The sequence below is a fragment of the Mesorhizobium australicum genome (assembly GCF_900177325.1).
Lineage (GTDB): Bacteria > Pseudomonadota > Alphaproteobacteria > Rhizobiales > Rhizobiaceae > Mesorhizobium_A > Mesorhizobium_A australicum_A.
This window is the reverse complement of record NZ_FXBL01000003.1, coordinates 35,355-48,614: the sequence shown is the minus strand read 5'-3', so window position 1 is coordinate 48,614 and position 13,260 is coordinate 35,355. Positions and strand designations below refer to the sequence as shown.

The window sequence follows — 13,260 nt, the reverse complement described above, 5'->3', positions numbered from 1 at the left end:
TTCCTTCACCTTCAATCAGGCAAAAGAAATCTGCTCGCCCAATCGACGCCGAGACTCTTGACAGTGATTCGCGGAAATGTGATTCTCTGATTGCCTAGATCTGAGAAGGGCTTCCGCAGCGGTGACGTTCGGGGGCCTTTTTCTTTTGCGGTTTTCAAACTCCTGTTGATGTTTTTTCCGACTTCCGGAACGCCTCGTAGAGGTCATCCAGTTGCTGTGCGATGTATGTTGCGAAGCTCGGGCCGTCTTTGGCTTCGTAGGTCACAACCGCCTTCTTCGCGGTCGCCTTCACCGTGACGCTAACTAACTTGTCTTTAGGGGCCCAGTACGCGGGATCACGGGTTGGCTTTGAACCCCGCGAGCTTGGGTCCCTGAGTACCTCGAGGATGGCTTCAAACCGCTCTGGGCTCGTCAGCTTATTGAAGTTTGCTGTTGCGACAGCTTGCTTCCAAACTACGTCACCGGCTGTTGCAAGCTGCGCTGCGAGGGCGTCCCACCGGGGCCGCCCGACACCAGGAGCTGAACCGATAGCCTCGATCAGTTCTACTGGCAGCTTTCGTGCGAGCGCAATCATTTCTGATAGCACGCCTTTCGAGCTGGTCCCGAAAGTGGACATAATGACGGCGCGCGACATCCCTAGCTCTTCGAGGCGAAACGCAAATAGAGCCTTCTCGATAAAGCTAAGATCCTTTCGTTCTAGGTTCTCATTGCCCTGTGCAATTACCAGTTCATCGTCCGTTAACTCTCGTACGAAAGCCTTGACCTTCCCGCCAAGATGACGAAGAGCGGCGACCCGACGATGCCCAAATGCAAGTTGATAGCGGCCGCTTTTCTCGGGGTGAGGGCGGACTAGAACAGGCAGGATCTGCCCGTTTTCGCGAATGCTTTGGACGAGGGCGTCGAAGTCTTCACCTGAGAAATCGTCAAGACGATCCTTCACGAAAGATGAATCAATGTCTGTTGGATCGATTTCGACGATTGTTTCGCCGCGGGCCATCGCTTTGCGCAATTCATTGGCTTCCTGCGTGAAGCCAGATATCGCTTCGTTCATGCTCTGGAGGGCTCCAGAGGAAACTTGTGGTCGAGGCCTAGGTGGCGAGTTCTCAGGTGAGAACTCAGAGGTGATTGGCGTCAGGTACTCCTTAAGGGCGTCGCGTCTCTTTATCATTTGCGTCCCCACGTCTGTGACACCAACGCTTCGATTTCACTGTTGAGAGCATCCAGTGCCTCGATGGCGCGGTCGTAGGTTTGGCGATGGAAGTTCTCGCGGCCCACTTCATAGAGCGTCTGCTTCGTGATCCCCGCATCTGAAATGGCTGCAGATTTGACCATCGCGTTGGTCAAAACTCGATCTCCGAACAGACCCTTGAGCAATCCTGCAATTTGCGACTGCGAACCGTCGTTAGGCTCGTACCGTGTCAGGACATAGCGAAAGAAGTCATAGCCTGCATTGCCCCCTGCCCTTTCGACCACGTCGAACAATCCCGCCGTCATGTGCAGGAACTGCGACATGGATGCCACATCCAACATCTGCGGATGGATAGTCACCAGTACCGAGGTGGCCGCGCAGAGGGCTGACAGTGTCAGATAGCCTAGGGACGGCGGGCAATCGAGAACTACAACGTCGTATTCGCCCTGGACCGAGGTAAGTGAAGTAGCTACTCGCGTGAAGAACATTTTGTCCGCAGAGCGCGACTTCTCCGTCAAAGCGCGCGGGGTCTCGTGCTCAAATTCTTGAAGCTCGAGATTGCCTGGAACGATATCGAGACCGGTGAAGTAGGTCTTGCGTACAATGTCCCGGAGCGGTCGCTGCTGCTCGTCGTAGCGGATCGCCCCATAAATTGTTTCGTTAGCCTCCAAATCGAATTCTGGCTGGATCCCGAATAGTGCAGACAACGATGCCTGGGGGTCGAGATCAACAGCCAAGACCCGATACCCTCGAAGCGCGAAAAACTGCGCTAGGTGTGCACTGGTGGTGGTCTTCCCAGATCCGCCCTTGAAGTTCGTTACTGCGAGCACCTGCAACTTATCACCGTCCGCGCGCCTGTGGACATATCCCTTCTTGTTCTTCCCTAGATGATCGCGGATGTCGTGAATTTGCTTGAGCGAGTAGAGCCGACGGCCTGCTGCGTTCTTCTCGGCCTCAGGGATAACGCCGTCGAGGACAAGCGTTCGCAAATAGGCATCGCTGATGCCGATTAGTTTAGCAGCCTCGCCGGCCATGAACTTTCGCAGTTCTTTCTCGGCCGACGGCGGGAAGGCCCGCGCGCGCAGTTGCTGTAGCTGGGCACTTAGGATATCCGCGTCGCCCTCGATCAGTCGCGTGAGCGATTTCGGAGCAGAATCGCGGGGGGCTTCTACAGTGATGCTCTCAGGCATGAAAAACGCTCGATACGGTCTTTTCTGAATTTGAGCGTAAGATGCCGTGAGTCTCAGGGTGCGTCAATGAATTAAGGGTTAACGAGGAGTTAACGCTGATGGCGCGTATTGTGTCTAGCCCGGGGTAGCGTAATCCAAGTTCTCAGCTGAGAACACCCGATGCTGGAAATTCGAGGATTTTGAGTTCGCGCCAACCGGCTGGTACGCCCCATAGCCAGCGTGCACTTGCCCACTTTCACCCTATCACGGATAGCCGTCTTTGATTTGGCCGATGGCACTGACTAATGATTCAGGCGGAGGATACCGACATTGGGTTGGGCCGCATCGTAAAAACTGCGGCGATCTCTATTGCAGTTCAGCGCAACTGTAAGCGCGCGCGGCCTAGTTACTGATCGCTTCTGCATTACCGCATGGTCCCGGGGAGCGGATTCTCACGGGGTGCTGTCAGGGATTGAGGAACAATAGCGGATCGAGCCCGCTGGGCGGCCAGGCGTCGGTCGCAGTTTCAGAAGATGTACCGATTGTCCGTCCAGTCGAGCAGGACCCGCGCGTCGCGGTCGAGCAGCCGCACGCGCCCCGCGCGAAGGCCGTCGGCGATTGCATGTCCGATATCCGGATCGACCCAGTGGCCATGCGTCATAAGGAAGAACCAAGCGAAGGACAGGCCGGCCTCGGCGTCGACCGCCTCGATGCGCTCCATCAGGCGGTGGATGGAACCACCCTCTTCGCCGAGCAACCTTTCAGCAGGCATTTTGAGCGGACGCGGGATGAAGCTGAGCTTGCGCCGGCCCTGTTCCTGATAGTCCTTGATGTCGAAGGCCCAGTGCTCGAAAATCCGCTGCGCGGAAGCGCTGGACCGCTGCCAGTCCTGGAACATTCGGACCTCGCGCGGGACGAGATCGAACCATTCCGGATTGAGTTTCAGGAACGGTGTCTCCTTCATATAATCGCGCCCTACCTCCTGGGTGGCTCGGGCCTCCAGTTCCGGACGCCGGACTTCGCGCTCCTCGCGTTCCAGGCGCTGCCGGGTGGCCAGAAAACTACGCATATGGATAAGTCCGCTGCGACGTTGCAGCCGGAACACCGGGCCAGCAAGCACCGGCGCATCCGTCACCGGCTCGCGCTGGACCCAGGACGGCTCGAGAAGATCGTCGGCGCTCCAGGGGCGATAGCTGGGATCGACGACTGGCCCGGCCAACACCTCGATCTCGCGACCGAACGAGAGCTGGACGAAGTCGGCGACACCTGGTCCGGTCGGGGCGAAACCGAACGCCGCGGTGCCGCGCCATTCGGTAAAGCAAAGACCACTGTCGCGATATCGGTTCCAAAAGGCGGCCAGATCACCGTCATGGGCCGCAAGTTCGCGTTCGACCCATGCACGATGATCGCCTAGCCGTGCGCCGTCAGCCGCCAAAACCGTTCGGGCATCGCGCCAGTAGAAATCGTCAACCGCCGCCGTTGAGAACGCGAAGCCGGGGAATGCGTCCGAAAGGGCAGGGGCGAGATCTTGGCCGGCCGAGGCTGGGTCCAGACCGGCGAGGACGGCTTCCACCGTAACGGCGTCGGGGAGGCGGATCGGGGTATCGGACATGTTCGGGGGTTCTCGTCCGAGGAAAGGGCAATTCGGCATGGTACAGGTGGCGATCATCGCGATTCTGGCGAACTTGCTGCGCGATATCAATCGCCATTGATCACAGGTACATTGTCGATAGGAATGTTATCTGCCTTCTCGACGGCGACGGCGGCCGCAACTTGTGTCACGAGCTCGAAAAGATTACCTTACCGCGACTATGAACAAGCATCTGGCTTCCGTCCTGACGACCGTGAACGCGCCCTACAGCATGCAGCTGGACGACGCGATGCTGGCGCATTGCCTTGTGGATCTCGACTTGGCCAAACAGCACCCTGGCCATGTCAGCACCTTTCTCGGTGAGGTTTCTCCTTTGCTGCAGGTCGAGTTTGCTGCTGTCCATCATATCCCTGTCCCCGATCTGCAGGCATTTGCCGCTGCGTTCTCTGCCTGGTCCGGCGAGAGCTATCCGCTCGCTGCGTGATGGTCGGACAGGATGGTCGGCGCCCTTCCGAGTGGCGGCGGCTTTTTAGCATTGCCGTCGATCTGATTGACCAGCTGCGAGAGAATACTGGCGGCCACGACTTCGAATGGTCGTTTGGCGGCGGTACGGCAATGATGATTCAGATCGGTCATCGCGAAAGCCATGACATCGATATCTTCCTGGATGATCCTCAACTGCTTGGGTTCATCGATCCGTCCAGAAGCCGACTGCGTTTTGATCTGGTGCCGTCAGCCTATCAGGGCGACGGACTGCGGTTCCAAAAGTTCGCATTCGAGGATGTCGGCGAGATCGATTTCATCGTAGCCGGACCGCTGACGTTGATGCCCTTCCAGATACGAAACGTCGAGGGCAGGGCCGTGCAGATCGAGACCATTCCGGAAATCATCGCTAAGAAGGTCTACTACAGGGGAGCGGAAGCCAAACCACGTGACATTTTCGATATCGCTGCTGCAGCACGCACCCAATTGGAGCCTCTGGTCGAAGCTCTGCGAGCGTTCCCCGAGCAGGTTTCCCGGACCAAGGACCGGTTGGAGAAACTGAACCCGGAATTTGTCGACCGCGCCATATCGCAGCTGATGATCATGCCCGACTATGAGGCGGCCACGGCCGATAGTCTGGACACAGCGCTGGCGGTGCTCGATGAGGTGTTGTCGCCCCCTAAGACCTGACCGTACCCCGATGATCGAGCGGGGCAGGGGAGGGGGCTTTCTAGAGCCCCGAGGCCTTTGTCAGATTCACCCGGAATCGGTCACGGCGCCTCTGGTATCTGCGCGTCATCTCCGCGGACGCATGGCCGAGCTGCTTTTGCACATAACGTTCGTCGACCTCGGCCGAGGAGGCGAGGCCTGACCGCAATGAATGTCCGGCAAACAGCTTTGCGCGCTCGCCTTCGGGTAGGTCGCCGCGCACGCCGGCGGCGAGTGCCGTGCGTTTGACCAAGCGCGCGACCTCCTGGTCGTTGAGCCGCTCGGCGCCGACCGCCTTGCCCTGGCCGGTGACGCGCCGGAACAGAGGGCCGTGGGCAATACGCGCAAACTTCAGCCAGGTTTGAAGCGCCACGACGGGGCAGGTCGTGTCGGAAGAGCCGCGGCCGACTTCTACCTCCCGCCAGCCGGTCTTGCCCCGCAATGTCAGCAGCATGCCTTTGTCCAGAATTTCCACCCAGCCGGAAGACTCCTCGGTCTGGTCGCGGCCTACGTCCAGACCGACGACCTCGGAACGGCGCAGTCCGCCGGCGAAGCCAAGGAGCAGCATGGCACGATCCCGCAGACCGCGCAGGGTGCCGCGGTCGAGCGTTTCCAGCATGGCGATGAGATCCTCGGGCAGCACCGCTTCCTTCTGGCGAGGTGGGGCTGCGTGCTTGTTGCGGATGCCGGCCATGACGGTTGCGATATGACGATCCTTGCGATCCAGCGTTAGCCCACGTTGGGAGTAGTTCCAGGAAAGGGACGACAGCCGGCGCTCAATGGTGGAAACGGAGTTCGGTTTCTTGTCGCCGGTCACGGTCCCGGAGGCGCAGGCGGTAATGTAGAGGCCGACGGTTTGCGGGGCCGGTGGCAACGGCTCAACGCCTTGCCGCCGGCACCAGCTTGCAAAGTGCCTCCAGTCTGACCCGTAGGCGCGCCGCGTGTTGGCCGAACTCGCCGCCTCGACATAGCCGCGCGCCCGATCGGCGAGCGCGTCGAGATGGCCCGGCAATCGCGAGGTGGGGACGGCCGCGAGGGGAGGGGAGGGGGCTTCCGCTGGCGGCTCTTCCGGCACACGGCCCATGTCCAGGACGACATCGATGATGTCGGGCAGGTCCTCGGCGATCGGCGCGTCGTCGTCGGCCGAGCCCGCCGGCGCGGTCAGGGCGACACCCGGGGGCGTTTCCTGTGATCGAGCAGAGCCGTGCCGAGTACGTTTTTCGAGGTTTTGATCGACGATTCGGGCTGTCGCTCGCGTTTCATCGGCGGACGACAAGCTATTGATCTGGCGCGAATCATGTTCGGAGTTCATTGGCGGATTCTAGCCGAATCACTGGATTTTTCGTAGTATTCGATCGGACGAACTTTACAGCGAGGCTGCTGTGGTTCACGGACCCGACAAGGACACGATCGATGACACCGCCTGGAGCGAGGCGGTTGCAAGGGAAGTCGTGATCCGAAGGCTTGTGTCGCTCGACAGCCCAGGTCGGGCAGATTTCTTCCGAGCCTGCCATGAACTCGGCCTGAAGCGCACTCGGCTCTATGAACTGACCAGGGCGTATCAGGAGCATCCCGTCACGAGTTCGCTGCTGCCGCGCCCTGCGGGGACGCGGCAAGGCAGCCGCCGATTGCCGGACGAGACCGAAGCCGTGATCGCCGAAGCGGTGCGGGACTTCTACAAGACACGCCAGAAGCCGAGCATCAACCGGCTGCACAAGGAAATCCGCAGACTCTGCCGGTCGCGTGGCGTGCGCGCACCGTCCTGGCATGCGGTAAAGGCGCGGATCACGGCCATGGATCCTGCCGAACTGACCAAGGCACGGCTTGGCTCGAAAGCAGCACGTGATCGCTTCCGGCCAGTGCCGGGGGAATATACCGCGGAGTTCGCGTTCGACGTTGTCCAGATCGACCATACGCTGGTCGATGTCATCGTCGTCGATCGCCAGTATCGTCGGCCGCTGCAGAGGCCATGGTTGACGCTCGCCATCGACATCGCAAGCCGCATGGTTGCCGGGTTTTACCTGACGCTCGAGGCGCCGTCGACGGTCTCGGTGGCTCTCGCGATCCAGCATATCGTGCAGCCGAAAGAATCATGGCTCGCCGGGCTGGGGATCGATACGGAGTGGCCGATCTCCGGGTTTCCGGACGCGATTCATCTCGACAACGCCAAGGAATTCCGGTCGCGTGCCCTTCGGCGCGGCGCTGAGGAATACGGCATCGAACTCATCCACCGTCCGGTCGCCACACCCCACTATGGTGGTCACATCGAACGGCTGATCGGCACCATGATGGGCGCTGTCCATCTTCTGCCAGGCACGACGTTCAGCGACATCGACGAGCGCGGCGGCTACGATTCCGCCGCCAATGCGACGATGACGATGGATGAGCTGGAGCGGTGGATGGCGCTCGAGATCATGCGCTACCACGCCGATCGGCATGGAACGCTTGGAATTCCACCTCTGGCGGCCTGGCATGAGGCCGCGGCCCGTCGTGCCAGACCAGTACGTCATCCCCACGATCTGGCCGGTTTCATGGTCGATTTCCTTCCCAGCGTCGACCGGTTGGTGCGGCGCGACGGCATTCACCTGTTCGGTCTTCGCTACTGGGATGACGTCCTCAGCATCTGGGCCGGCCGGCTCGATCGGCCGTTGCCCGTTTCCTACGACCCACGCGATCTTTCGAGGATTTTCGTGCGTGCTCCGGACGGTAAGCGCTGGCCGATCCGCTTTGCCGATCTACGACGCCCGCCGATCACGCTTGGCGAACATCGCCGTGCCCGGACCGCCCTGCGGGAGCACGGTCTTGCGCTGGTCGACGAGCAGCTGATCTTCGAGACCATCGAGGCGCAACGCGCATTGGTCGATGAAGCGACCTTGCGAACCAGGGCGGCGCGTCAACTGGCGGAAAGGCGCGACCGAGCGCTCGGCGATGCCGCGTCAAACTCGCCGGTTGCGGCCGAGCCTGCGCAAATCGAGGATGAGCGGCCGATCGACTGGAGCAAGGTCCCCGTCTACGCCGTCGAGGAATGGTCATGAGAGGGGAGGGGACATATGAACACCTCGACGAGAGCTATCGCCGCTATGCCGCTTTGCCCGACGAAGAGCGCATTGCCTGGATCAAGGCCGACCGCTGGATCGGGTTCGAGCAGGCGGAGGCGGCACTCGTCCGCCTAAATTCCCTACTGGACTATCCGCCACGCGACCGCATGCCCTGCCTCTTGATCTATGGCGACACAGGCATGGGCAAGACCAAGATCATCCGCAAATTCGAGCGTGCGCATCCGGCCACCTTCTGCCAATCGACCGGCGTTACGACGAGGCCTGTCGTCTTGGCGCAGGTGCCCTCGGAACCGATCGAGCGCGATCTCTACCGGGAATTGCTGGCCAGCGTGCAAGCCCCGGCGCTCGTCGGCGGCACACTTGCCCGGGAGAAGGACATCTGCCGCTCGCTGCTGCGCACCGTCGGCGCCAGGATGATCGTGCTCGACGAGGTCAACGGCATGCTGGCGGGGACCTACCGGCAACAGCGGGTTTTTCTGAATGCCCTGCGGTTTCTCGCAAATGACCTGAGGGTTCCGCTTGTCTGCGCCGGCACCGATCTGGCGCGACAGGCCTTGCTCACGGACGCGCAACTCGCCGAGCGCTTCGAGGCGTTTCACCTAAAACCCTGGAAGAACGACCATGCCCTTGCGCGGCTCTTGAAGAGCCTGTCCCGTATCCTGCCCCTGCGCGCGCCTTCCGACCTCGAAAGCGCCGCGGTTCGTGAGCGGATCCATGTGCTCACCAGCGGCGTCACGGCCCGGATTTTTCGATTGATCGAAACGGCGGCTGAGGAGGCGATCCGGTCGGGGAGGGAACGGCTCGACCTTGTGAGCTTCGGCGATGATCTCGTGCTGCCGCTTGTGTCGATGACGCAGTCGGCGCGCCGGCGGATGCCGCAGGCGGCAGTCGGTTGATGGGGCCGGGTCGTCTCCCCATGGCGCCGCGGCCCCGTCGTGACGAATTGCTGTCATCCTGGATGGCGCGGGTGGCATGCCGTTATGGTCTTACAGCGGAAGAGCTGGCGGGCCATTTCGCCGGCGACGGAAACAGCTTTTCCACGCCCACGCCCACGCCCACGACGATCGACGACCGAGCTCCGACCGTGGATCAGGCTCAGGCATGGGCGCGGGCCTGCGGTGTCGACCCCGAGCGACTGCAGCGTTTGTCGTTGAGCTGGCGCTACCCACTACGAGCTCGAGCATGGTACGTGAGCAGGGGACCGGAATGGACGCCGTCGATAGTGACCGGGTCGACCCCGGTCTGTCTCGCCTGCTTCGCTGCCGATCAATCCGCGGGGCGCGACGGCTATTTGCGGGCCGGCTGGATGCTCGCCGAACGTTGCATCTGCCCAACTCATGGCGAGTTGCTGCTCGATCGCTGCCTGTCATGCCACCGCCGTCTTTCCGTGGCTTTCCGCCTGCTCGACGGTCGCGCGCGGCCTGTTTGCAGCTCTTGCGGCGTGATTTTGGCCGATAGGGGAGGGGAGTGCGACCGGCACGACCGTAACCTTATGCGGTGGACGCTTGCCGTCCAGCAGCGGATCACCGCAAGCGTCGATCACGAAAATCCCGCGCGGGGGCAGTTCGAGAAGGCGCTTGCGATGCTTTGGGCGCCGCTCGACCACCCCGCTGCAGCGCGACCCGTGCTGGCGCTTTGGTTCAATGAAGCGGGCTGGCGCTGTCCCTATGATGTCCGGCATGCCGTCGGCGCCGATGCGCCGGTCGGCCAGTTGCCGGCACGGTGGCGTTTCCTCACGCTGCTTGCCCTCAACGATATCTTCGGCGCCGACCCGCGCGTTGACGGTACGTCGCCGCCTGCCGCCGCCCACCTGGTGCGGCGGGCCGCGCCACGGCGGGAACGGCTCTCAAGGTCGAGCCGACGGCCGCATGTCCAGCTACAGAAGCGCTCCTCGGCCGAATACGAGCGCCTGGCGCGTCAAATTCTGGCTGATCCGCGCTGGATCGCCGCCGAAAAGCTGCCACGGCGGAAACGGGAGCGTGTTCGAGCAGGCCTGATCGATGCCGCGCTTGCCGGGAACGCGGCGGCACTCGGGGCAAGGCTGTCGCCCCGGCCGCGGAGCGACGGGCAGGCGATTCAGATATCGTGAGACTACGCGCCGTGTTGCGGAGTCTCACAATTCCGACTCAGCCAGTTTCACAATTGCGCTCGAGGAATCTCATAACCGTGCGCGAGATTTCGATCGGAGGCACGATTGACGCCTATTCTGGCGCTCTGCTCGACGAGAGAGGCCATTCCTCGGCAAGGGGTCCGGGAATTGGCCGCAAACCAGGTCCGCTCAATGAACGCGAATTCTCGTCGATCTGACGCCTAAAGGAGGCTGTCCGGCGATGAAAAACGAGCCACATGGGCCATTCTCTATATAAAGAGCAAAACGAGCGATAAGCCTTTGACATTATCGTGCATCGCGACCCGAAAGACCGCCGCGCGTGTCGTCTTCGAGCGCATCCGCCGAGCGGAGCGCCGGATCGCCCCAGCCGCCGCCGCCGGCGGTCTCGACGGTAACCACCGCGCCGCGCCCGAGCGCGGTCGTGCTCTTTCCGGGCAAAAGTCGCTCGCCGCTCACGTCGCGCACGGTGAGCCGCGAATGGCCGCCCGGCGCGCCGCCGTTGACACCCCAGGGCCGGTGCCGGGTGCGGTCGAGATGGACGGTCACGACGGCGTCGGATTCGAGGCGGATCGAACGTGTCAGGCCATGGCCGCCGCGGAATTCTCCCGCACCGCCGCTCCCCGGCACGAGCCCGTAATGCAGGACGGTTAGGGGATACTCCCGCTCGATCAGTTCGACCGGCGAGTTGGCTGTGTTGGTCATGTGCGAATGCACGCCGTCGGCGCCGTCGCGCCGCGGCAGGCCGCCCTGTCCGCCGCCATAGGTTTCGACATAGGAATAGGCTTTTCCCGTGCGCGGATCGACGCCGCCCATGATCAGCGCGTTCATGCTGCCGGTCGAGGCGGCGATGGCGCGTTCGGACGTGAGCGCGTTGAACGCGCCGAGCAGGGCGTCGGTGATACGCTGGCTGGTGATCGAGGTGCAGAGCGCCACCGGCGCGGGCGCTTCGGCGTCGACGATGCTCCTTGCCGGCGTGACGAGATCGATCTGCGAAAACAGCCCGGCATTGGACGCGATCTCGGGATCGAGCAGCGCCTTGACGACATAGAGCAGGCAGCTCGACGTGAGGAAGCGCGGCGCGTTGATAGGCCCCTCCACCTGTCCCGCCGTGCCGGTGAAATCGGCGGCGAGCCGGCCGTCCTTCGCCGTCAGCCGGACTCTCACCGGCAAATCGACGTCGCGGCCATTTTCGGACCATTCGAGAACGTCCTCGAATGCGCTTTCACGCCCGTCCAGCGCACGAAACCGCTGCTCCAGCCGGCGGGCGGTCGTGGCGATCAGCGTATTCACTGCCGCGTCGAACCGCGTCGTCCCTGTGCGGCCGACGAGATCGGCGAGGCGACGCGCGCCGGTAGAATTGGCCGCGGCCTGGGCGAGCAGATCGCCCGCCACCATCTCCGGCGTGCGGCTGGCGAGCCTGAACAGAGCGAGGGTCGAAGCTTCGACTTCGCCGTCGCGCACCAGCATCATCGGAGGGACGCGCAACCCTTCCTGCATGATCTCGACCGTGCCGAGCGCCAGGCTGCCGGGCGCCATGCCGCCGAGATCGACCTGGTGCGCCATGTTGGCGACATAGCCGAGCCGTACGCCGTCGCGGTCGACCGGAGCGATGACCACCACGTCGGGCAGATGCGAGCCAGTGAGCCAAGGGTCGTTGGTGACTATCATGCTGTCCGGCGCGATGTCACGGCCGGACGCGGCGACGCAGCGCTGGACGACGCCGGCGATGAGGCCAAGATGCACGGGGATGTGCTCAGCCTGCGCGATCAGCCGGCCTTGCGCATCGAACACGCCGCAGGAAAAATCCCGGCGGTCGCGGATGTTGACCGAGTGCGCGGTGCGGATCAGCGCCGCGCCCATTTCCTCGGCGACGGCCTGCAGGCCATGCCGCACCACCTCGGCGAGGATCGGGTCACTGGTCATTGTTTCATCCCGATGATGATGCTGCCGAAATCGTCGACCGCGATCTGCTGCGTGCCGACGACCAGGGTCGAGTCCTGCTGCTCGACGATCAGGGGTCCGGCGAGGCGCGTGCCCGGCATGAGCCGCGCGCGGTCATAGACCGGTACCTCGACCATCGCGCCGTCGAGCCAGAGCGGCGAGTGGGCGATCAGCGGATTTTCGCCGGCGACGATGTCCGGCAGCGGCAGCTTGTCGGTCGGGGCGGGCGCTGCGCCACTCAGTCTGACCAGTCGGATTTCGACATCCTGGTCGCGCCGGTCACCCCGAATACGTCTCGACGGAGATGTGGGACGCCGTCGATACGTACGCGAAGCGTGGCGGCCGGCTCCTGTATATGGGCGGCGACGGGTTCTACTGGCGCGTCGCCTTCAATCGCGATTTCCCCGGCATCATCGAGCTACGCCGCGCCGAAACCGGCATCCGCGCCTGGCCGACCGAGGTGGGTGAGTATTATCAGGGGTTCGACGGCCGCTATGGCGGCCTCTGGCTGCGCCAGGGCCGCGCACCGCAGGGGCTCGTCGGCGTCGGCTTCGCGGCACAAGGTTTCGATATCTCGTCCTACTTCGTGCGGATGTCGGACAGCTTCAAGCCGGAGGTTCAGTTCGTCTTCGAGGGCGTCGGCGCGGACGAACGGATCGGCGATTTCGGCCTGATCGGCGGGGGTGCGGCGGGGCTCGAATTGGATCGCGCTTCGCCCGAGCTCGGCACCCCCTTGAACGCCTACATCCTGGCGCGCTCGGAAGGGCACACAAATGGTTATTTCCTCGTCCCGGAGGAGTTCTTGGAGACCGGTCCGGGGCTGAGCGGCGACGAGAGCCCGTTGGTGCGTGCCGACATCGTGTTCTTCGAGATGCCGCAGAATGGCGCGGTGTTCTCGGTGGGATCGATCTCGTGGGCCGGCAGCCTTTCCCACAACGGTTACGACAACAACGTCTCGAAGATCACCGACAACGTCGTGCGGCGTTTCCTCGATCCGCGAGGTTTCTAGT

General features: G+C 62.6%; 11 protein-coding genes and 1 pseudogene. 6 read left to right on the top strand and 6 right to left on the bottom strand.

Features of this window, described 5'->3' with window-relative positions; all coding sequences use genetic code 11:
• Window positions 1–154 precede the first annotated feature (154 nt).
• From repB to B9Z03_RS01370, 3 genes are all read right to left on the bottom strand, one after another.
• On the bottom strand, window positions 155–1,168 hold the full coding sequence (gene repB, locus B9Z03_RS01380) for a plasmid partitioning protein RepB (protein WP_085462565.1): 1,014 nt from the start codon (window positions 1,166–1,168) through the stop codon (window positions 155–157).
• Window positions 1,165–2,379, bottom strand: coding sequence for a plasmid partitioning protein RepA (repA, locus tag B9Z03_RS01375; protein WP_085462564.1), 1,215 nt, complete (start codon window positions 2,377–2,379; stop codon window positions 1,165–1,167). Before repA ends, repB begins: the two co-directional genes overlap by 4 nt.
• Before the next feature lie 505 nt (window positions 2,380–2,884).
• Complete coding sequence (locus B9Z03_RS01370) at window positions 2,885–3,970, bottom strand: hypothetical protein (protein ID WP_085462563.1); 1,086 nt, start codon at window positions 3,968–3,970, stop codon at window positions 2,885–2,887.
• Between the two features lie 199 nt (window positions 3,971–4,169).
• Here B9Z03_RS01370 and B9Z03_RS01365 point away from each other — a divergent pair, with 199 nt between their 5' ends.
• Both B9Z03_RS01365 and B9Z03_RS01360 read left to right on the top strand, forming a co-directional pair.
• Window positions 4,170–4,433 (top strand): hypothetical protein, encoded by a 264-nt coding sequence (locus tag B9Z03_RS01365; protein ID WP_085462562.1) that lies wholly within the window; start codon window positions 4,170–4,172, stop codon window positions 4,431–4,433.
• Window positions 4,433–5,122, top strand: coding sequence for a nucleotidyl transferase AbiEii/AbiGii toxin family protein (locus tag B9Z03_RS01360; RefSeq protein WP_085462561.1), 690 nt, complete (start codon window positions 4,433–4,435; stop codon window positions 5,120–5,122). Before B9Z03_RS01365 ends, B9Z03_RS01360 begins: the two co-directional genes overlap by 1 nt.
• A gap of 40 nt (window positions 5,123–5,162) precedes the next feature.
• Here B9Z03_RS01360 and B9Z03_RS01355 read toward each other — a convergent pair whose 3' ends face one another.
• Complete coding sequence (locus B9Z03_RS01355) at window positions 5,163–6,224, bottom strand: site-specific integrase (RefSeq protein WP_176247402.1); 1,062 nt, start codon at window positions 6,222–6,224, stop codon at window positions 5,163–5,165.
• A 298-nt stretch (window positions 6,225–6,522) separates the two neighbouring features.
• On the opposite strand from B9Z03_RS01355, the gene B9Z03_RS01350 reads away from it, so the two are divergent.
• From B9Z03_RS01350 to B9Z03_RS01340, 3 genes are read left to right on the top strand one after another with little or no spacing between them, the layout of a single operon-like run.
• A complete protein-coding gene (locus tag B9Z03_RS01350) occupies window positions 6,523–8,175 on the top strand; it encodes a Mu transposase C-terminal domain-containing protein (protein ID WP_085462473.1) in 1,653 nt (550 codons plus the stop codon).
• Window positions 8,172–9,095, top strand: coding sequence for a TniB family NTP-binding protein (locus tag B9Z03_RS01345; RefSeq protein WP_176247382.1), 924 nt, complete (start codon window positions 8,172–8,174; stop codon window positions 9,093–9,095). The genes B9Z03_RS01350 and B9Z03_RS01345 overlap by 4 nt, the downstream gene beginning before the upstream one ends.
• 20 nt (window positions 9,096–9,115) lie before the next feature.
• Window positions 9,116–10,288, top strand: coding sequence for a TniQ family protein (locus B9Z03_RS01340; protein ID WP_176247383.1), 1,173 nt, complete (start codon window positions 9,116–9,118; stop codon window positions 10,286–10,288).
• A gap of 306 nt (window positions 10,289–10,594) precedes the next feature.
• On the opposite strand, the gene B9Z03_RS01335 is transcribed toward B9Z03_RS01340, so the two are convergent.
• Together B9Z03_RS01335 and B9Z03_RS29695 are read right to left on the bottom strand one after the other, a co-directional pair.
• On the bottom strand, window positions 10,595–12,232 hold the full coding sequence (locus B9Z03_RS01335) for a hydantoinase B/oxoprolinase family protein (protein WP_085462559.1): 1,638 nt from the start codon (window positions 12,230–12,232) through the stop codon (window positions 10,595–10,597).
• On the bottom strand, window positions 12,229–12,387 hold the full coding sequence (locus B9Z03_RS29695; RefSeq protein ID WP_176247392.1) for a hypothetical protein: 159 nt from the start codon (window positions 12,385–12,387) through the stop codon (window positions 12,229–12,231). The genes B9Z03_RS01335 and B9Z03_RS29695 overlap by 4 nt, the downstream gene beginning before the upstream one ends.
• Before the next feature lie 149 nt (window positions 12,388–12,536).
• Here B9Z03_RS29695 and B9Z03_RS01330 point away from each other — a divergent pair.
• A pseudogene (locus tag B9Z03_RS01330) lies at window positions 12,537–13,259 on the top strand (N,N-dimethylformamidase beta subunit family domain-containing protein); the annotation flags it as partial.
• Between the last annotated feature and the right edge of the window lies 1 nt (window position 13,260).